General features: G+C 55.7%; 19 protein-coding genes. 8 read left to right on the forward strand and 11 right to left on the reverse strand.

The features are described from left to right. Positions 1–55 precede the first annotated feature (55 nt). Genes ACFIOZ_RS19605 through ACFIOZ_RS19620 form a run of 4 tightly spaced genes read right to left on the reverse strand, consistent with a single transcriptional unit; the run spans position 56 to position 3890 of the window. Positions 56–853, reverse strand: coding sequence for a TIM barrel protein (locus tag ACFIOZ_RS19605; RefSeq protein ID WP_386080623.1), 798 nt, complete (start codon positions 851–853; stop codon positions 56–58). 9 nt (positions 854–862) lie between these two features. After that, the gene (locus ACFIOZ_RS19610; protein WP_386080625.1) at positions 863–1753 is read right to left on the reverse strand and encodes an ATP-binding cassette domain-containing protein; all 891 of its coding nucleotides are present in this window, start codon (positions 1751–1753) and stop codon (positions 863–865) included. 1 nt (position 1754) lies between these two features. Further along, entirely contained in the window at positions 1755–2885 is a 1131-nt protein-coding gene (locus tag ACFIOZ_RS19615) for an ABC transporter permease (RefSeq protein ID WP_386080626.1), read from the reverse strand. A gap of 54 nt (positions 2886–2939) precedes the next feature. Beyond that, a complete protein-coding gene (locus ACFIOZ_RS19620) occupies positions 2940–3890 on the reverse strand; it encodes a sugar ABC transporter substrate-binding protein (RefSeq protein WP_386080627.1) in 951 nt (316 codons plus the stop codon). Positions 3891–4128: 238 nt separating this feature from the next. On the opposite strand from ACFIOZ_RS19620, the gene ACFIOZ_RS19625 reads away from it, so the two are divergent. The 4 genes from ACFIOZ_RS19625 to ACFIOZ_RS19640 all read left to right on the forward strand — a co-directional run bounded on the left by ACFIOZ_RS19625 (position 4129) and on the right by ACFIOZ_RS19640 (position 7772). Beyond that, positions 4129–4998, forward strand: coding sequence for a MurR/RpiR family transcriptional regulator (locus ACFIOZ_RS19625; protein WP_386080628.1), 870 nt, complete (start codon positions 4129–4131; stop codon positions 4996–4998). Between the two features lie 37 nt (positions 4999–5035). Next, positions 5036–6031, forward strand: a complete 996-nt coding sequence (iolG, locus tag ACFIOZ_RS19630) for an inositol 2-dehydrogenase (protein ID WP_386080630.1) — start codon at positions 5036–5038, stop codon at positions 6029–6031. Positions 6032–6117: 86 nt separating this feature from the next. Continuing rightward, positions 6118–6921, forward strand: a complete 804-nt coding sequence (iolB, locus tag ACFIOZ_RS19635; protein ID WP_386080631.1) for a 5-deoxy-glucuronate isomerase — start codon at positions 6118–6120, stop codon at positions 6919–6921. A 107-nt stretch (positions 6922–7028) separates the two neighbouring features. After that, a complete protein-coding gene (locus ACFIOZ_RS19640) occupies positions 7029–7772 on the forward strand; it encodes a sulfite exporter TauE/SafE family protein (RefSeq protein ID WP_386080632.1) in 744 nt (247 codons plus the stop codon). Positions 7773–7783: 11 nt separating this feature from the next. Here the strand turns inward: ACFIOZ_RS19640 and ACFIOZ_RS19645 are convergent, their stop codons facing one another. The 3 genes from ACFIOZ_RS19645 to ACFIOZ_RS19655 form a co-directional block, all read right to left on the reverse strand. After that, positions 7784–8677, reverse strand: coding sequence for an EamA family transporter (locus ACFIOZ_RS19645; RefSeq protein WP_386080634.1), 894 nt, complete (start codon positions 8675–8677; stop codon positions 7784–7786). A gap of 129 nt (positions 8678–8806) precedes the next feature. Continuing rightward, positions 8807–9532 carry an HAD family hydrolase gene (locus tag ACFIOZ_RS19650; protein WP_386080636.1) on the reverse strand — a complete coding sequence of 242 codons (726 nt, stop codon included), beginning with the start codon at positions 9530–9532 and terminating at the stop codon, positions 8807–8809. 130 nt (positions 9533–9662) lie between these two features. Then, positions 9663–12338 carry an EAL domain-containing protein gene (locus tag ACFIOZ_RS19655; RefSeq protein ID WP_386080638.1) on the reverse strand — a complete coding sequence of 892 codons (2676 nt, stop codon included), beginning with the start codon at positions 12336–12338 and terminating at the stop codon, positions 9663–9665. A gap of 200 nt (positions 12339–12538) precedes the next feature. Between ACFIOZ_RS19655 and ACFIOZ_RS19660 the strand changes: the two genes are divergently transcribed. Continuing rightward, entirely contained in the window at positions 12539–13645 is a 1107-nt protein-coding gene (locus ACFIOZ_RS19660; RefSeq protein ID WP_386080639.1) for an HDOD domain-containing protein, read from the forward strand. A 73-nt stretch (positions 13646–13718) separates the two neighbouring features. Here the strand turns inward: ACFIOZ_RS19660 and ACFIOZ_RS19665 are convergent, their stop codons facing one another. The 4 genes from ACFIOZ_RS19665 to ACFIOZ_RS19680 form a co-directional block, all read right to left on the reverse strand. Then, positions 13719–15023 (reverse strand): TRAP transporter large permease, encoded by a 1305-nt coding sequence (locus tag ACFIOZ_RS19665; RefSeq protein WP_386080641.1) that lies wholly within the window; start codon positions 15021–15023, stop codon positions 13719–13721. 78 nt (positions 15024–15101) lie between these two features. Continuing rightward, positions 15102–15665 (reverse strand): TRAP transporter small permease, encoded by a 564-nt coding sequence (locus tag ACFIOZ_RS19670; RefSeq protein WP_386080643.1) that lies wholly within the window; start codon positions 15663–15665, stop codon positions 15102–15104. 106 nt (positions 15666–15771) lie between these two features. After that, positions 15772–16755, reverse strand: coding sequence for a TRAP transporter substrate-binding protein (locus ACFIOZ_RS19675; RefSeq protein WP_386080644.1), 984 nt, complete (start codon positions 16753–16755; stop codon positions 15772–15774). 36 nt (positions 16756–16791) lie between these two features. After that, positions 16792–17775, reverse strand: a complete 984-nt coding sequence (locus tag ACFIOZ_RS19680; protein WP_386080646.1) for a LysR family transcriptional regulator — start codon at positions 17773–17775, stop codon at positions 16792–16794. Between the two features lie 346 nt (positions 17776–18121). On the opposite strand from ACFIOZ_RS19680, the gene ACFIOZ_RS19685 reads away from it, so the two are divergent. From ACFIOZ_RS19685 to ACFIOZ_RS19695, 3 genes are read left to right on the forward strand one after another with little or no spacing between them, the layout of a single operon-like run. Next, positions 18122–18874: a 5-oxoprolinase subunit PxpA gene (locus ACFIOZ_RS19685; protein ID WP_386080648.1), complete on the forward strand. Its 753-nt coding sequence runs from the start codon at positions 18122–18124 to the stop codon at positions 18872–18874. Continuing rightward, a complete protein-coding gene (locus tag ACFIOZ_RS19690) occupies positions 18871–19599 on the forward strand; it encodes a 5-oxoprolinase subunit B family protein (protein WP_386080650.1) in 729 nt (242 codons plus the stop codon). Before ACFIOZ_RS19685 ends, ACFIOZ_RS19690 begins: the two co-directional genes overlap by 4 nt. Then, a complete protein-coding gene (locus ACFIOZ_RS19695) occupies positions 19596–20546 on the forward strand; it encodes a biotin-dependent carboxyltransferase family protein (RefSeq protein ID WP_386080651.1) in 951 nt (316 codons plus the stop codon). The genes ACFIOZ_RS19690 and ACFIOZ_RS19695 overlap by 4 nt, the downstream gene beginning before the upstream one ends. The last annotated feature ends 10 nt before the right edge of the window (positions 20547–20556 follow it).

Raw genomic sequence — 20556 nt, forward strand, 5'->3', positions numbered from 1 at the left:
TAACTTCGTGGTATCGGACAAAAGATGACTCTGGGCGTAAAAGCGTCTTGGGTGGCTAAAATGAGAAGGCAGCACGGAATCGGTCAAGAGCGAGACCGTCGTCGCCAGAGGCCCAGCCTTCCAGCCCTATGGTGCCGCGGTAGCCTATGTTGTTAAGCGCTTTGGCGATGGCGGGGTAGTTAATTTCACCTGTTCCTGGCTCGCAGCGCCCCGGCACATCAGCCACCTGCACTTCTCCGATGTAAGGCCCACAGCGGCGAATCAATTCAATCAGATTACCTTCGCCAATTTGGGCGTGATAAACGTCTAGCATGATGCGCAGGCTAGGCCGGTCGATACTCTCCACCAGCGCTAGTACGTCCTCCGCTCTGGCAAACGGCACGCCGGGGTGGTCAACCTCGGTATTAAGGTTTTCAAGCACGAAGGTGACACCGTGCTGCTCGCCGAGATCTGCCAGCCGATTCAGTGTGTCTCGTGCTTTGAGCCACATAGCACCGGTCATTTGTTGGCAAGTTTTCACGGGAAGGCCTTGCCCATCCAACCCCGTGCCGTGCAGGTTAAGGCGTGGAATGCCCAAGCGCTTGGCAACTTCAACCGACTCTGCAGCGGTTTGCAGTAACTCATCGGCCCCAGCGGCATCCGCCAGGGTGCCGGTGACATAGCCGGTCATAGACGAAAATGTTGCACCACTATTGGCCAGTGCCTCGATATCGTGCTTAGTCCAGTCCCAGATTTCGACCTGAAAACCTAAATCAGAAATACGCTTAACGCGTTCCAGGACGGGTAAATCACGGAACACCATTTCAGCGCATACGGCCAATGTGAATGGAGACGACGAGATTGGTCTATTCATCATGGCTCCTTAGTAGCCGCTCGCAGTTCGCGGTGAAGGTTGCTCGCTGCTGCTTGTTGCATCGGCAGGCTGAGTGTCTTGAGCGGCTAAGTTGGCCTTTTTGGCTTTATCGTCCCGCTGGAATTCCGCAAGCTCCGCATCCAGGCTTTCAAGCTCAGCGCCACCCGCCATCATATTGAGCACTTCTTCGCGGCTGACTTCTTCTTTGCGGAAGGAGCCCAAACTGCCGCCGCGTGACAGTAGAGTGAATGCATCAGCCACGGGGTAAGCGTGGTGGACGTTGTGGGTGATAAAAATGACCGCAAGGCCATCGGCGCGGGCTTTGGCGATGTAGCGCAGTACAACGGAGGCTTGCTTGACCCCTAGGGCTGATGTTGGCTCATCCAAAATCAGTACTTTGGCGCCAAAGTAGACGGCACGGGCAATGGCCACACACTGACGTTCGCCACCGGAAAGCGTGCCCACCGGCTGGCTTGGGTCGCGTACATCAATGCCGATTTTGGCCATTTCCTCTTTGGCAACCCGGTCGGCATACTTCCAATCAATCCGCTTTAAAGGCCCCCAGCCCACTGTCGGCTCGCGGCCCATAAAAAAGTTACGGGTAATCGACATCAACGGCACCATCGCCAGATCCTGAAAAACGGTGGCGATACCGGCGTCGAGTGCGTAAGCAGGGGACTTGAAACGGGCGGGTTTGCCATCCAGTAGCATCTCGCCATGGGTGGGCTGGTGAACACCAGAAAGAGTTTTAATCAATGTTGACTTGCCAGCACCGTTATCCCCCAGCAGGCACATGACCTCACCGGAATAGACCTGCATTGAGATATCACTTAAGGCGATTACACTGCCGAAGTGTTTGCTGACACTGCGCATTTCAATCATTGGCGTACGAGTGGTCATGTTATTTAGCCTCCATCGCCTTCTTGCGCATGTAATTGTTGAACAGCACGGCCACCAGCAGCATCACGCCCAGGAAGACCTGGAACCAATCGGTGTTAACACCGGTGTAAAAGATGCCCATTTGCACCATGCCGAAGATCAGCGCACCCAACGCCGCGCCAATGGCGGAACCGTAGCCACCGGTTAGCAAAGCGCCGCCAATCACCACTGCGATAATGGCCTCCAACTCTTTTAGCAGGCCACGAATGGTGTCCGCCGAACCAGTATCCATCACCTGTATGCAGGCAAAGATGGTGGCGGAGAAAGCGGTAAACATGAAAAGCGATATCTTGACGCGCTGAACGGGGACACCCGAATTTCGCGCCGCATTGGCATCGCCACCGCTGGCGAAAATCCAGTTGCCGTAAGGCGTACATAGCAGCACCCAAGTCGCTACAGCCGTTAAACCCAGCCACCAGACAATCGAGACGGGAATACCAGTGACCGTGGGGTTGCCAGCAAAGTTGGTCGCCATCCAGCCATTTTCCGCCATCCAACTAAATAGTCCCGTAGCGACTTCTCCAGAGAAAAGCGCTGCGAACCAATCGCCGGGAATATGATCCTGCACTCCCCCCACCTGAGTACGTCCCGTCAACAACCGGCTAGTACCGATAGCTAAGCCACGCAAAATAAACAGGAAACCCAGGGTCACGATAAATGATGGCAACCCCGTTTTATTGACCAGATTACCGTTAATCCAGCCCACCAGCCCCGCACAGGCGAACGCCAATAAAATGGCAGCCCACAGTGGCCAGCCATACTCCACCGCGGGGATGGCGATCAGAATGCCTGCCAAACCGATCATTGAACCAATCGAAAGATCAAACTCACCACCAATCATTAGCAGCGCAGCTGCCGTGGCGATAATGCCGAGCTGGGCGGCGACTTCAAGAAAATTGATAATGCCTGCTGGGGTAAACATTCCAGTGCCGCTAGAAGCCGCTATAAAGAAGGCAAGCACCAATACCGCACCGGCTAACGCCCCCAACTCCGGGCGATTAAGCGCTTTTTTCCAGAAAGAGACTCTCTGGATACGCTCATCTTGATCAGCCGCTGCTGGCGCAACCGATGGTTTCGTTTCAGTGGAACTCATGACGATCGACTCCCAAGGCTCGACACCGCCGAGCCTTTTCCGATTAGCTCGTTATCAACGGATGCCCTGGCTACTCAGCTCAATGACCTGTGCTGCGTTTTCCTGAGTGACAAACCCAGGGCCGGTAGCCACATCCCCTGCGGGTAGCAGTCCGTTCTTAACGAACTGATCCAGGAACATAACGGGCAAGTAGCCCTGCATGTACTGCTGTTGATCGATCGCGAAGTCCAGCTCACCCGCATCCAAGGCTTCCAGAATGCCGGGTGAAAGATCAAAGGTACCGAGGGTGAACATATCGGTAGCGCCCTGCTCGCGCATGGCTTGAATCATTGGCTCAGCGGCTAATGCTCCCAAGGTCAGCACACCACGTACATCGCTGTTCTCATTGAGGTAAGCGATAATGGCATTGCGAATATTGGTGGGGTCGTAGGTGGTCGCTAGCTGCTCAGCATTGCCGTCAAAGCCCTCGACAAAGCCATCACAGCGCTGATCAAGTCCCTGGTTGCCTTGTTCATGGTTAACGCAGACGCCTTTCTCGACGCCCATTTCTTGCATGCGTTCAGCAGCCTGCTTGCCCGCTTCGTACTCACTCTGCCCGATGTGCAACCGAGCACCATAATCTCTTGCAACGTCGCCACCGGAGTTAATGGTGATGACAGGAATGCCGTTATCGACTGCATTCTGAACCACGCTGCCCAAGGCATTTTCGTCAGTAAAAGAGAGGATTAAACCGTCGGGGTTAGAGGCTACCGCTGCCTGAACGAGTTGCTGCATCTTGGCCATATCGAAGGTAGACGGTGCACGGTATTCAAGCTCGGCACCTACAAGATCAGCGGCTGCCTCGGCGCCGTTCTTCACTACTGACCAGAAAGGATCAGAGGGGACGCCATGGGTCACCATGACAAAGCGGCTCGCGTCTTGCTGCGGTTCTTGTGCTTGTGCGGCACCTGCCATTAATGCCGTAGCGGCGGCAGAGGCTAGAAGCCATTGAGTTAGACGTGCCATAAATAATTCCTCTTAACGTTATCGTTGTTGGTAGGGAAGTGGCATTAAATGCCTTGGCGCTATGGAATATAGATTCCAAATAGCAATTACTGCAAATTATTTATTCTATACTTTGGTATAAATGGAATATTTATTCCAATCAACTAGACTGCATAACAGCCAGCCACTTTGCTTAGTGCTACTGCCCAGTCGTGCATGAGTGAATGAGTGGTACATGAGTTAACGCTAAGGAATTTGTATGCCGCAGCCACCCCAAAGCTACCGTGAGCTGGAAACGCTGATCACCGCCGAGTACGCCACTTTAAGCAAACGTTTGCAGCAAACAGCACGCTTTATGCTTGATCACCCTCAAGAAGTTGCTTTAGCGACCGTGGCTAAAATTGCCGAGCAGGCGGATGTCACTCCATCCACCTTAATTCGCTTGGCCAATAGCCTGGGCTTTAAGGGTTTTTCCGAAATGCAGCAGCTGTTTCGCAGCCGCCTGGTCGACGAACTACCTAATTACACCGAGCGCATTCGCGCGGTGCGCAGCGCTACTGGGGAAACCCCGGATAGCACCCAGCTGTTGTGGGAGTTCGCCGATGCCAATCGCGCTGTTTTGGAGCAGCTTCCCAGCCGTATCAATCCAGAGAGCCTAGAGAAGGCGCTCGATATTTTTGAGCAGGCCCATGCGATTCATGTGATGGGCGCACGACGTAGCTTCATGGTCGCCAGCTACATGACCTATGCCCTGGCGCATGTGGATAAACCTGCGCTGCTGGTCAGTGGTTTGGGGGGAATGTACGGCGAGCAACTGCGCGCGATGAGCCAACACGACGCCCTGCTGACCATCAGCTTCTCTCCCTATGCCGAAGAGAGCCAAAAAGCCTGCGAAGACGCCCATCAGCGCGGTCTACCCATTGTGGTGATTACCGATTCAAGCCTTAGCCCACTGGCGCGTTTCGCGGATGTTGCTTTCGTGGTTAACGAAGCTGAAGTGAAAAGTTTTCGCGGCTTGACCGCATCGCTCTGCTTAACCCAAGCCTTGGCAATTGCCCTGGGCGTGCGGCAAGACAAATCCCGGGACAAAGCCCTGGAAAAAGCCTCAACTAAAAAACGTAAGACATAAACACCAAGCCAACAGCAACAACAAAATAGGAGTGCTTATGAAACTCGCGCTTATCGGCGCTGGACGCATCGGCAAGGTGCATGCCCAGGCCATTTATTCACACCCCAACGTGACACTGGTTGCCGTGGCTGATTTTCATCAGCCTGCCGCAGAAGCTCTGGCCAAGCAGTACGCTAGCCGAGCAGCCTCTGTGGATGAAATCTTCGCAGATGATGAGATTGATGCCGTGTTGATCGCCTCAAGCACGCCTACTCATGCGGAGTATCTGGAGCGTGCCGCCCGTGCAGGCAAGGCGGTTCTATGCGAAAAACCTATCGCCCTGGATTTAGCGCGCACGCGCGATGCCCTGCAGGTACTTAGCGAACACCCGGTGACCTGCGCGTTAGGCTTTAACCGTCGCCACGACCCACAGTTTGCGGCATTGAAAAAAGCGATTATCGAAGGGCGTATTGGCGCACTTGAAACGCTGACGATTATTAGCCGCGACCCCTCTCCCCCGCCTGCTGAGTATGTGGCTGAGTCCGGCGGTCTGTTCCGCGACATGATGATTCATGATCTTGATATGGCTCGCTGGTTGCTTGATGAGCCTATTGAAAGTGTCTTTGCCGTCGGCAGTAGCATCATCGACCCAGCGATTGGTGAAGCAGGTGATGTGGATACCGCCATGGTCACCCTGACCACCGCCAGTGGCAAGCTGTGCCAAATCAGCAACTCACGGCGCGCCAGCTACGGCTACGATCAGCGTATCGAAGCCTTTGGCAGCCTGGGCATGCTGCAAGCTCAGAACGAGAGCGATACCCGGCTGCGTTTTACGGGTGAAGCCGGCCAAGTGGAGGATAAACCCAAGTGGTTCTTCCTGGAGCGCTACGCCCAAGCCTACCAACTTGAAATTGGCGACTTTGTCGCCGCCTGGCAAGAGAAGAGTGCGCCACTCGCAGGTGCCCAAGATGGCCTAGAGGCGTTGCGCTTAGCCGATGCAGCGGAGCGTTCACTGCGTGAAGGTCGCAAAATCCTGCTCGACGCCTCGGTCTAAACAGACGCAGACGGGTCTGTGTAGACCTTTCATATCAACAACGACTAGCTGCCAACCGAGCAGCTAGCCATCAGAAGGAGCGATATATGGCTTCACTACTGGTACGCCCCACCGCCCCAGATGCCCAAGGCACCGTGATTGACGTTACCCCTGAATCGGCTGGCTGGACGCACGTTGGCTTTCGGGTGCATAAACTCGCCAAGGGCCAGCGCCTGGAGGCCAGCAGCGATAACCAGGAAGTCTGTCTGGTGCTGCTCACCGGGCGCGCCACGGTGAGCTGCGGCGAGCACCGCTTTGATGATATCGGCGAGCGCATGGATATCTTTGAGCAAATCCCGCCCTACGCGGTTTATCTGCCCAATGGGGTTAGCTACGCGGTGGAAGCGGCAACGGATTTAGAACTAGCGGTGTGCGCCGCCCCTGGGCATGGTAATCACGCCCCCAGGCTAATCGCGCCTGACCATATTAAGCAGAGCACCCGTGGCCAGGGCACCAATACCCGCCATGTGCACGACATCCTGCCGGAGACGGAGCCCGCCGATAGCCTGCTAGTCGTCGAAGTATTCACACCCGCGGGCAACTGGTCGAGCTACCCACCCCACAAACACGATGTGGATAACTTACCCCACGAAACACTACTGGAAGAGACTTACTACCACCGCATTAACCCTGCCCAAGGTTTCGCCTTCCAGCGCGTTTACACCGATGACCGCAGCCTTGATGAAACCATGGCGGTAGAGAACGGTTGCTGTGTGTTGGTGCCCAAAGGCTACCACCCAGTGGGCGCGGCGCATGGCTACTCACTCTACTACTTAAATGTGATGGCAGGGCCCAAGCGGGCGTGGCAATTCCACAACGACCCCGACCACGAGTGGCTGATGAACGCTTGATAGATCGACACTTCGCCCGCTAACGGTTATCTAATGCTATGCTAACTGGCCCCGCTAATGCGGGGCTTTTTTGTGCATCACCTTTAATACAAGACCATAGAGGCCCTATGCTCCCCGACTACTCCGTCATCGCCTGGTTGTTAATTGCCTTTTCCGTTTACCTAACCGGCGTTTCAAAAGGTGGCTTTGCGGGTGGTTTTGGTACGCTATCGGTACCGCTAATGGCGCTGGCAATCAGCCCCGCCCAGGCAGCCGGGCTACTATTGCCACTACTATTGGTGATGGATGTGTTTGCGGTGAAGGCATGGTGGGGCAAGCAGGACGTCACTGAGGTCTGGCGCTTTGTGCCGGGACTATTTATCGGCGTAACGGTAGGGACGCTGCTGTTTGGTAGTTTGAGCGAACAGGGCTTGCGCCTAACGCTCGGCGTGATCACCCTGTTGTTCGCCGCTTACATGCTCCTCAAACCCGTTGCCAAGAAACCGATCTCCACCCGCTGGGCATTGCCAGCGGCAAGCGTATGCGGCTTTACCAGCTTTATGGCCCATGCCGGCGCGCCGCCGCTAAACGTGTATCTACTGCCGCGCAAACTATCGAAAGAGACCTTTATAGCCACCTGCGCAGTGACCTTTGCCGTAGTCAACGTCATCAAGCTAGCGCCCTATATGTGGCTTGGCGAGATCAACGTCACCAGCGCCTGGGCGTCGCTGCTGCTGGTGCCCATCGCCTGGATCGGCGTGCGCAACGGCCTCTGGCTGCAAAGCCGCGTCAACGAAACGCTGTTTTACCGTTTGGTGATACTGGCCATGTTCTTGGTCGGCTTTAATCTGATTTGGCAGGCGCTGAAATAATTATCGCTGACCTAAAGTGCCACCAGCACCAGCCCCGCCAACATCACCAGCGTGCCTAAAGCTTTCGCTCTAGAGGCTGGTTCTTTTAGCCATAGCACGCCCATCAATACACCCACCGGGATAGAGAGTTGGCGTAGTGCCACCACGTAACTCACCTCGTCGGTGAGCGCCAGGGCGATTAATACCAGGCCGTAAGTGCAGGTCATCATCAGTCCGGTGGCGACTAGCATGGCAAGTCCCTGCTGGCGCAGTGCAGGCAGGCGGCGGCGCTCTGCCGGGAGCATTGCCAACAGGGGTATCGCCCAGGTTAGCGTCATCAACGCTTGCAGCACCATGAATACCGCCCCGGCGGTTAACCCGCTATGCCCTGCTCCCTGCATCAGCCCCAGTGCCTGCTTATCGATTAGCGAATAACCCACCGTGCCCGCCGCGGCCAGCAGCGCAAACCCCATGGCCGGGGTGAGATAAGTAGAGAGCCTGCGCGCCTCTGGGTGGCTAAGCGGCAGGCAGAGGGCGCCTGCCACCACTAGCACCATGCCAAGGCCGTCCCAGCGATCCAGCACGCGGCTGCCCAAGAGCGCAATAGATACCAGCGGCACCAGCACCACCGGCAGTGCCCGGGCGATGGGGTAAAGCACACTAACGTCACCCCGCGCATAGGCCCAGGCCAGGCCGCCCATATAGAGCATTTGGCATAATCCCGAAAGCGCCAGCCAGCCCCAGAAGGCACTTGGTAACGCTGTGAGCGGCGGCCCAAGCAACACCAGCGGCAGCATCACCGCCCCGCCGGCGCCATAAGCCAAGGCAAAAGCGGCCAACGACGGCGCGTTACGCTTGCCCAACACGTTCCATCCAGCATGCATGCACACCGAGACCAGTACGAGAGCGAGAGCAGTGGAACTCAATGCGCTTCCTTGCAGGCGTTACTGTCCAGCGCCCAGCAAGGACGGCTTTCGGACGATGGTCGGAGAGTAACTTCCAAACCATCGCAAGTTTGCGAGGCGAGCTGAAACAGGGTTAACTTAATATTCACATCAGACATGCGCCGATTTTCCTGGCAGAGCGTTAGGCGACGAAGCGCTTGAGGACGTCCGCCAGTCTAAGCGCCGCCACCCTTCAACGCTAGCCACCTCGGCCAGTACCGGGTCAGGGTTAACTGCCACGGGGCAATCGACATATTGCAGTAGCGGTAAATCATTGCGGGAGTCTGAGTAGAAGGTAGTGTGGCTAGGGGTGATCTGCTGCTCGGCCAGCCACTGTTTCAAGCGCAGCACCTTACCGCCACGATAGGAAAAGATGCCTTCGCTGCCGCCGGTATAGCGCGTGTCTTCATTGATGCCGTGCTCCACGCTGAGCTCAACCGCCAGCACGTGTTCAATCCCCAGGGTGGTGGCAATCGGCTCGACCAGGTGACGCGACGAGGCGGAAATCAGCAACAGGGTATCCCCTGCCTGGCGGTGTTCTTCCAGACAGGCCCAGGCCTGTTCAAAAATACGCGGCTGCAGGTGGGTGGCGACAAACCGCTCAACCTCTTTTTGCACATCTTTCACCCGGCGCCCGCGCAGCGGCGCCAGGGTCATGGCCAGATACTCTTCAAGTTTCAGCTTGCCCGCGTGATAGGCCAGATGCATCTTTTCGGCACGAGTCACAAAGGCTTCGGCATCGCTGATCCAACCTTGCTCTATCATCCATAAATTCCAGCGGTCGCTGCAGTCTCCATCCAGGAGTGTATCGTCAAGATCAAACAGGGCCAGGCGCATTGGGCACTCCTTTCATCGCGGGTTGGCGGCGCGTAGGGTATGCCAAAGGTGATGACAAGACGATGACGCTGGTATCACGACGCGGTTCTTTTGGTACACAGCGCGATAACAGCCTAGCAATAATAGAGGACTAAGTAGTCAACCACTGCGCCGCAAACTCATCCGCCGGTAGCGGGCGGCCAAACCAGTACCCTTGGGCTTCATTACAGCCCATCTCAGCCAGTAAATTTGCTTGGTCGCGGGTTTCAACACCTTCGGCCACGGTTTTCATCTCTAGCGCTTTTGCCATGGCGATGATGGTCTGCACAATGGCACGATCATTTTTGTTTTCGAGCATTTCGCGCACAAAGGAGATATCAATTTTCAGCGCGTCGGCGGCGAAGCGCCGTAGGTAGGAGAGCGATGAGTAGCCGGTGCCAAAATCATCGATAGAGAGTGCATAGCCCGCTTGGCGCATAGTGTGGGTAATCTCAACGGCCTGATCTGGATCGCGCATAAAATCGCTTTCGGTCAGCTCAAGGGCGATAGCACTCGGTGAAACGCCCGCGGTGAGTTGCGCAATGTGGCTGGTGAGTTCTGGGTCGGCAAACTGTTGCGCGGAAATATTGATCGATAGCCTCCCAGGCAGCCCGCCTCCAGGCTGATTATGCCACTCCATTAACTGCCTAGCTGACTCCTCCAGCACCCAATCACCAAGGGCGCGAATCAAGCCGCGCTCTTCGGCCAGGGGAATAAATTCACCGGGACTCACCCAGCCCCACTCGGCGTCGTACCAACGGCACAGAGCTTCTGCGCCGGTCAACCGACCACTGGCAAGCTCCACCTGGGGCTGAAAGTAGAGCGCTAACTGGTGTTCACTGATAGCGGCGTTGAGTCGCTCCGTCATCCGTTGGCGCCGATGCAATGCATGGTGCATAGTTTGGGTATAGGGGCAGATACTTTTTTCACAACGCTTAGCGTGATGTAAGGCGATGCTGGCCGCATTAAATAGTTCGCCCGCCTCGGCCACATCCTGAGGGTAATGAGCAAAACCGATGCTGACATCAAGGTGGAAGACCCGCCGCTCCAGATCAAGTGGCGGCTTTACCGCTAAGCGTAGCTGCTCGACAAGGTGACCGATATCACTCGCGACGGGATGAACCACCAGCAGGGCAAACTCATCACCTGATAAACGCGCCAGCGAGCCGTATGATCGGCTAACCTGCTCTAGACGTTCAGCCACTTTCACCAGCAGTTGATCCCCCACCTGGTGGCCATGAAGATCATTAACTTCTTTAAAACGGCGAATATCCAATAGCAACAGCGAAAGCCCATGCGCACCTTGCTGTGCCTCTTTCCACATCTGCGCTAACAACTCCATGAAACGGACGCGGTTTGGTAAACCGGTGGTGCCGTCGGTATACGCTAGCTGATGCATGTGACGATGGTCGCGGCGGCGCTCTAGTTCTGCCGCAGCTCCGGTAGAGAGGATTTGTAGCACCGAGGTGGCGAACGCATTCGTTGTCAGTGGCTGGCGGTAAAACACCATCATTACGCCGATGGCTTCGCCATTGGCGTTATCCAAGCTCCGCCCAATCCATGCCCTGGTCGGTAGCAATGTGCCTGGCAACATCAGCGGCGGGCCGTCATGCATGACCGCTTCACGCTCCAGCACTACCTGCTCGCAGGGTGAGCCTCGCAGTGCAAAGGTATGCTTATCTCGCTGCACGCCTTCAACGACCATGCTCACGGTCGTCGCCTGCCCATAGACACTTTCATCGCCCTGGGGGGAGGTATGCAGCAGCGCAATGAAGCCAGCGTCAGCTTCCAGCACTTTCACCAAGGTAGCAATCAACTGCTGAAAATAGCCATCTCCCACCTGGGTAGTGACCGTAGAAGCCACTTCTACCACAGCGTTTTGCACCCGCTGAGACTCTTGCTGGTCGGTCACATCAGAGATAAAGCCTTCTAAGCAAACGATTTCTCCCGCCTCATCCAAAACGGCCTGGCCTTGCTCCCACATCCAGCGGTAGCCACCGTTGCGGTGGCGCAGCTGGTAGATCACACGGTAAGGGCGCCTATTGGCAATAGCCGACTGCACCTCATGAAAGAGCTTATCCTGTTCCTCAGGATGAATCAGGTCGGCAAAACTGATCAGCCGATTATCCTGCAATTCATCAGGCCGGTAGCCCGTCAGCGTTTCGGCCCCTTGGCTCACCAGTTGCATCGTCCAGTTGCGGTCATTCAGACAGCGATAGGCCATACCCGGTAGATGATTGAGCAGGGTGTCCAAGCGGCGCTCGCTTTCCCGTGCAGCCTCTTCGCTTTTTCTTAATGCCTGCTCCGCCTTTTGCCTATCCAGCTCGGCTCCCGCCTGGGCGGCGGCGATGTGGAGTATTTCATTGGCTAATCCCCCCAACTGCATGGGCGAGTTTTTGAGTACCGCCAGCAGACCTATCAGCGCGCCATCCGACGCATAGAGCGCTCGCCCCAAATAACTCTCGGCGCCCAGTTCACAAAGCAGTTTATCTTCAGGAAAGCGTGACTGAACATCACGCGCATAGAGGCAGCACTCGCGCCCCAACGCGGTCTCGCAAGGGGTACCTGTCAGCGAATAGGTAATATTGCTGAGTAAGCCCCCATTTGACCAGACAGCCAGCGTCTCAGCCCGATGCAATTGAGTGACATCGGCGACTATCACATGATCGACGCCTAATATTGTTGCTAAGCGCTCCACCAGCGTTGCATAAAAGCGGGGGCTCCCGCTGTTCCCTACACCTTCTGCCAACTGGCGAAATATATCGGCCGCGTCGTTCTTTGTGTGCATTGTTGCACTCACTTTTTTAATTCTGGAGCAGTTAGGGCACCTGCCTCTCACCTCATAAAGTATATCTAGCGACCTACATACAACGCATAAACCGCGCTTTTCCAACTATAACAACGTCAAGACTCGCTGGGTATATGGTAAAATTAGGACATCACCTCATGATGACTGGCGGCTACGCTATAAAGTGCGCAGGAGATAACGTGACTAAAACATCGACCAAGGATGAAGCACTGTATGTAATGCTAACGGAAGCACTGCCTGGTTTCCTAATCAGCGACTTTCTCAAGTGCCAGCGCTTACCTTCGCTTCCCTCAATCGCACTGCGCATCCTCAGGTTAACGCAATCTTCAAAAGCGACTATCAACGATGTTGCCGACACCATTGAGCATGATCCAGCCTTAACCGCTCGTTTAATATCGCTCGCCAATAGCGTTCACCACACACGCTCCGCCAATTCGACACAAACGTGCCTGGAGGCTATCCAGCGTTTAGGGCTAGATGCCACATTAACGGTGGTATTGAGCTTCAATCTTTTTCAGCACCCCAGCAAAGGGCCGCAGCATGCGCATATTTGGCAGCGATCGATCATGTCTGCACTCATAGCGCGCCAGCTTGCTGAACAAGTGTGTCCTCAACAGGCAGGTAGTGCGTTTACGGCAGCGCTGTTACAGGATATTGGTATATTGGCGCTGAGTGCGACATACCCTGAACAAGTAGACGAGCTATACATCGATAGTGCGATTCCACATGCCCACCTTGTTGTGGAAGAGCAGCGCTACTTTGGCTGTGACCACACTATTATAGGGGCTTGGCTAGCCGCTAAATGGGGGCTCCCGGCTACGCTGATCAACACCATACGCTTTAGTCATGCCCCCTATAGAAGCACGAGAACAAGCGATAATACCGGCGATAGTTTGATGGAAATGTGTGTCCGCCTATCCGGCCCCACGGCGGATGCCTGCCTATCAAGCACACCCGAAGAGCATCTTGCCGCCCTCTTATACGATTTGAGTACAACAGCGGACATACCCTCTCTCTCCTTTGAAAGCGTACTACAGGAAGTTCAACCCAAAATGGCGTTGATCGCCAAAACACTAATGATAGACACCCCTGCGGCTATTGACCCTAAAGAGCTGCTGGAAAATGCTCAGCAACTCTTGCTAAACCATACGCTGGTACTCAGTAGCCGAAGGGAAGCTCAATCCAAAGCACTCACAATGCTACGCAAAGGGTATAGCGCCCCGGATGGTTTCAACAAAGACATCTCTTTCAAAAAGCTCAATAAACAATCCCGTACCAAATCTTAACCCGCTGACCATGCTTGCCATTAAGCGCTCGGCCAGCGCGTTTTCCGTTTGAGCTTCCGCTTATATAAGCGCCTTAACGGGTCATTGCCTCAGGTAGATAGAGTGCGATTCCCGGGAAAATATGCATTAAGGCAATCGCTAACAGCATCAATAGAAAGAACGGTAGTGTGGCTTTGGTAATGGTCAATATGTCTTTTCCGGTCAGTCCTTGGATCACGAACAGGTTGAAGCCCACAGGCGGGGTAATCTGCGACATTTCGACCACCACGACCAGATAAATACCAAACCAAATCAGGTCGAAACCGGCAGCACTCACCAACGGCATGATAATCGCGGTGACGAGTAGAATCAGCGAGATACCGTCGAGAAAACAGCCCATCACCAGTAGCAGTAAGGTAAGTGCGATCAGCAGCATGGTGGGCGATAGCCCCATTTCACCAATCGCCTGGGCTAGCTTCATGGGCACCTGGGTAAACCCCATGGCAGAGGTCAAAAACGAGGCACCGGCGATAATAAAAGCGATCATGCAGGCGGTGCGCACGGCGGCAAACAGCGAGCTTTTAAAAATGTCGCGATCAAAGTGGCCATTAAAACGCGCAATGACAATCGACAGCACCACGCCGACCGCCGCGGCCTCGGTGGGCGACGCCAACCCGCCATAGATCGAAAAGATAATCCCGCCAATTAACAGCAGAATAGGCACTAACGACCAGGTGTTACGCAGCTTTTCGGCAAAGCTCATGCCGGATTCATCTTCGCCGGTCAGCCCTTCGCGGTTGCCTTTGAGCAACGCCCACAAAATGAGATAGCTCATAAACATGGCCAGAATCATCAGTCCCGGACCAATACCGGCCATAAACAGCCTGGAGATCGATTGCTCGGTGACTACGCCGTAGACGATCAAAACAATGGAGGGTGGTATCAAAAGCCCCAAAGTGGAGGCGCTGGCTAAAGTGCCAATCGCCATATTACTGTCATAGCCCCGCCGCTCAAGCTCTGGCAAGGTCATTTTGCCCACCGTGGCACAGGTAGCAGCCGAAGAGCCGCAAACCGCAGCAAACATGCCGCTGCCAATAATATTGGTATGTAGTAAGCGACCCGGCAGGCGGTTTAACCAGGGCGACAGGCCACGAAACATATTATCCGCTAGCCCGGAGCGAAACAGAATCTCCCCCATCCAGATAAACATGGGTAGCGCAGTGAGATCCCAACCGTAGCTGGCTCCCCAGAAATCGGAAGCTAAAATAGAGACTGGCGAGAAAGAGCTAAAGAATTCCAATGCTACCCAGGCAGTACCGATCAGCGCGAAGGCGATCCACACCCCGCTACCCAGCAGCAACACGAGGGTAAATATAGTGGCGAGACTTAGTAGCAGCACGAGGATCTCTCCGATTTAGGGGGCAGATGCGCTGTTAACAGAGATGTCGTTACAACTGATGGGGTGAAGATTGTCATATTAGTGGCCCTCGCTTTCATCTGGGGCCGTCGCTTCGCGAAAGCTCCCTGGATCACGAATGGCAATGCGAACCGCCATAAACAAGGCTTCAGCCAGCGCCAAGCACAGCAGCCCTACGCTGGTCACAAGCACAAGCTGAGGAATCCAAAGTGGAATCGACACAAACCCTGAGGAGACATCGTTATATTGCAGGCTCTCCCTCGCCAACCCGATTAGGCCGTAACTGAGCATTAGGCTGAGCGCCAGGGCGATGATGAGACAAAACACTTCAAACCACACACGGATGGCCGACGGTAGCCGGGTAATCAACAGCGTTACACGGATGTGGGCGTGATGCACAAAGGTGTAGGCCAAGCCCAGAAAGGTCGCTCCCACCAATAGATACGACGCAATTTCTGAAACGCCGGTAATACTCAGCCCCAGGCGGCTCAGGCCCACGAGCACCAGCAGGGCATCAATCAGACGAAAGGTCACCTGAAGCGCTATCAGCGCGCAAATGGCAACCATGCAGGTCGCTGCACCCCAGGCACCCAGGCGATAGAGCTTGTCGAATTTAAACGTCATGTTCGCAGCCTCACGAAGCACGTGGGAAAAAGGACATGGGAAAAAGCACGCGAGAAAAGCAGCGGAGGCGTTGCCACCCCCGCTATAAGAGCCATGACAGCAGCGTTTAGCTGTCGCGTTGCTCGCGGTAGCTTTCCAGCGCCTGTTTGGCTTCGTCGTCAGCACGCGACTGCCAATCTTCAAACAACTCATCACCGGCTGCTTGAAGCGCCGCTGAAACGGCTTCATTAGGCTCAGAAACCGAGATACCGTTCTCTTGCAGTGCAGCCAGGCTGGCATCGTTATCTTCGCGGCTCATCTCCCAACCACGTTTTTCAGCCTCAGCGGCGGCTTCCATCAGGGCTTCTTGGGTCGCTTCATCCAGGCCATCGAAACTGCGTTGGCTAATGAAGACGATATTTTTGGGCAGCCATAGGTTAGCGTCGGTGTAATCAGTCACGTAATCCCACGCCGCCATGGAGTTACCCGTGGAGCTTGAAGTGATCATGGCATCCACACGCCCTGTGCTAAATGCGGTAGGGATGTCTGACTCTTCGGTTTCGGTGGGGCTGCCGCCCAGGTTATCGACAAAACGCTGGGTATTGATGTTAGGTGCGCGAACGCGCAAGCCTTCAAACTGCTCGGGGTCGGTAAGGGGTTCCGAGGTATAGATACCTTGCGCAGGCCAAGCGACGGCATAGAGCGGAATCAGCCCTTCATAGGCAAACAGCTCGGTGATCATCGGCTTGGTGGCTTCCCACAGCGCGTAGGCGTCGTCGTAGCTGCCCGCCACACCGGGCAGGGTATCCACTTCGAAAATGGGATCATCGTTAGAAAGAACGGAGAGGAATACTTCACCCGCATCGATGGTGCCACGGCGAACCGACGGCTTGATTTCACCATGCGATACCAACGAACCACCGCTATGTACGGTAATGGTTAACTCGCCATCGGTCGCTTCGGCCACGTCCTCAGCGAACTGCTTGTTGTTTTGAGTATGAAAGCTGGCATCACCGTAAGGCGTGGCCATCGTCCATTCCGCAGCATGAGCCGTCACCGTTAAACCGCAGGCGGTCGCTAGGAGCAATGAAGTCGTTATTGTCTTGCGCATCGTGAGAACCCTCTTATTTCTATTAATAGTATGGTGCTAATAGTGTGTTGCTTCGGTGGTACCAGAGGAGGCGCTGGCGGTAACCCAGCGCCCGGAGAAAAGTGTTGTTGTCATATCGGCACGGCGCGCCTGGGCATAGCTGCAGGCACACTGCTGGGCCAAGCGGGCAACGCCGCGACAAAAGCGCGGGTGGTTAGCGTTGCGCCATATCACATCATAGTGCATGGCCGGTAACGGCACCGGTAGCGAGAGACGGTAGAGCTCCCCCCGCTGCCACTCATCCAGCACGGTGGCAACGGGCAGCGCGCCAATCCCCAGCCCTTCGGTGGTCATGCGTACAATGGTCATTAACGTACTGACGCTATGGATACGAGGATTAGCGACTCCCTGCTCTGCCAAATAACTCACCAACTCTGCATAGGGGCGAGCCTGCTTACCAAATGAAATAAACGGCAACTGCTTGCCCCAAGTGTCGGCACTCTCGCTCAGCACCTTGACGTGCCGGGGAGAGACAAACATGCCCATTTCATAAGGACTCAAGGCCTCGTACTCGATCTGCTTTTGCGGTGAATAACCATTCATCGCCAATACAATGTCCAGTTCGTTGCCCAGTAGCCGCTCATTGAGCACCGGCGAGTAATCCACTGTGAGCTCGATGGTCAAACGCGGATACCGCTCGGTTAAACGGCGCATAAATTCGGGAAACCAGCTATGGGCGATGGTTTCAATCGTGCCGAGCCGCAATGGTGCAGAAAACGCCTCTTCGTCATCGAAAAGCTTCATCGCCTCGTCACGCTGGTGCAGCATCCGCTCTGCATGTACAAAGAACTCGCGGCCTCGCATAGTCGGCTGAACAGGCCGGGCGGCACGCTCCAGCAGCAGCTCTCCTACCGTGGCTTCCAAACGCGAGATACGCTCAGACACAGAGGGCTGAGTAAGGTGTAGTCGGGTCGCCGCCTTACGGAAGGAGCCGAGCCTCACAGCCCACACGAACGCCTCAAGTTCCTTAAAATCGAGCATAGTGACTCGCCTGCCAATGACTTAATTGGGGTAAAAAAGCTGTTGTAATGACACTGACAAGGGGCCTGCCCAGTGCTAACGCTCATGCCTACTATGCAACTTTAAGACCACTTCCAGCAGCGCTATGTCACCAACGCTATTATCACGCCACGCTCTTAATGTGATAAGCGTATCGTGCCCAAGCGTCAACCCTTTTTCCAATAAATAACAACATGATAGGAGTGCCCGATAGTTAGTATCGCCAAAAACGATTGGCACTGAGCAAGCCATGTTCATATATTGGTGGTGAACGACAATTCAGCGCTAACCAATCAAAGATACCCACTGCATCGACACAGGAGTCGCTATGGCCATCCCCCTGCTTAATTGCGATATGGGCGAAAGTTTCGGCAACTGGCACCTCGGCCTGGATGCCGACGCGATGCCTTACGTCGACTGCGCCAACATCGCCTGCGGCTTCCATGCCTCCGACCCCCATGTCATGCGCCGCACCGTCAAGTTAGCGGTTCAAAATGGTGTTCGCATTGGCGCGCACCCGGGTTACCCGGATTTGATGGGCTTTGGCCGCCGCTCAATGGCCTGCTCGCCGGAAGAAGCGGAAGATATGGTGCTCTACCAAGTGGGTGCATTAGCGGGCATATGCCAAGCCGAAGGCACCCAGCTGAGCTATATCAAACCGCACGGTGCGCTGTACAACGACATGGCCGCCAATCCGGCGCTGCTGGAGGGCGTGATGCGCGCGGTGCGGGCTTACGATGCCAGCCTGCCGTTAATGATTATGTCCACCGCCGACCCCGAGCCGCACCGCGAGCTGGCCACCAAAATGGGCATTACCCTCTGGTTCGAGACCTTTGCCGATCGCGCTTATGATGGCAACGGCCACTTGGCCTCACGACGCCTGCCTAACGCTGTGCACCACGACCAGCACACCATCGTCAATCAAGCCATCAAGCTGGCCAAAGGCGAACCGCTCACTGCACTCGACGGCACAACGCTGCATTTACCCTGCGATACGCTGTGCGTTCACGGCGACAACCCCGAGTCAGTAGCCGCCGTACGCGCTATTCGCGAGGCCTTTCAGGCGCTGGAGCCGGCGTGAAAGCCACTATTGAGAGACGCACTAAAGTACGTGTTGAAACCGCCGCCATGGATGCCCTGATGGTGCGTCTGTTCGACGCCATCGACGAAACCAATATGGCCTGGGTGATTGCCGCCGATCAAAAGTTGCGCAGTGCGTTCGGTTCAGTCCTCATTGATCTAGTGCCCTCTTACACCACGCTTTTACTCCATTACGACTGCCAGCAGTTGAACCACGCTGAGGCCCTGCAACTTATTAACAAGGCGCTTTCAGGCCTTACCCCTGTGGATACTCAAGCCGGTGAACTGCACGATATTCCGGTGTGGTACGACGAAAGCGTAGGCCCCGAGTTGCCCCTGGTCGCCAAGCGCGCTGGCATCCGTGTGGAAGAGCTAATCAAGCAGCACTGCAACCACGACTACTGCGTATTCGCGCTGGGCTTTGCCCCCGGCTACGGCTTTATGGGCTTGGTAGACGAATCTCTCGCTACGCCACGCTTGAAGACCCCACGCCGCAAAGTCGCCGCCGGTAGCGTGGGCATTGCCGATCGCCAAACCGCGATTTATCCGCTGCTCTCGCCAGGAGGCTGGAATATTCTGGGTCGCACCAACGTGCCACTATTCGAGCATGCCAAACGTGGTGAGCCTCTTTTCCGCCCTGGCGATAAGGTACGCTTTAGAGCGATCTCCCGGGAAGAGTTTGAAGCCGATGGTGGCGATACCACGCCCTTGGAGGAGCGGCCATGAGCCACGTCGCGACGAAGGAAGCGCAAAAAGGCATGGTGGTTAAACAAGCAGGCCCGCTGGCACTGATCCAAGATGCCGGGCGATTCGGCGTTGGCCACTTAGGCGTTACCCAAGGAGGGGCTGCCGACTGGATCGCGTTTCGCTGGGCCAACTGGCTGCTGGGCAACGCCTTAAACAGCGCCGCGCTGGAAATCGTCATGGGCGGCGGCCTGAGCTTTGAAACCGAGTGCGAAGTGCGCCTAGCGCTAACGGGCGCCGATTTAGATGCCCAACTGGATGACAAGCCACTCACGCCCAATACCAGCTTTAAGCTACTGCCCGGCCAGCGCTTGGTGTTTCGCCAGCCGCGCCAAGGCCTGCGCGCCTATTTGGCCTTTCCAGGCGGGTTGAATGCCCCGGAAGTGCTGGGCAGCCGCGCCTGCACTGCCCGCGAGCAGTTGGGCGGCCTGCATGAAGATGGCAAGCCGTTGCAAGTCGGTGACCGCTTGACCTGGACAAGCATCGCCCCCGCGCTACGCCGTATTCCTGAAGGCCAAGGCCCGCAGATGCCCGCTTCGGGCTGTCGCTTACCTATCGTGCTCGGTTCTCAAATCGCCTCGTTTAGCGGTCGCGCGCTGTTTCAGGCATTCAACCAGCCGTGGACAGTGGATAACCGCGCTGACCGCATGGGCGTTCGGCTCACCGGCCCAGCCCTACACGGCTCACTCACAGGAATTATTTCCGAAGGGATCCCTTTTGGAGCGGTACAGGTTCCGCCAGACGGTCAACCCATCGTGCTAATGAATGACCGCCAGACCATTGGCGGTTATCCACGCTTAGGCGCCCTCACACCCACCGCCTGCGCTACGCTAGCCCAGTGTTTGCCTGGCACCAAGGTTTGGTTAACCCCTGCCAGCGCCAGCCAAGCGCAGGATGATTACCGTAAGCAGTTAATGGTTTGGCGTTAAAGTAAAAAAG

Origin of the sequence: Vreelandella sp. F11 (genome assembly GCF_042466685.1) — a bacterium.
In the GTDB taxonomy this organism is placed as follows: domain Bacteria; phylum Pseudomonadota; class Gammaproteobacteria; order Pseudomonadales; family Halomonadaceae; genus Vreelandella.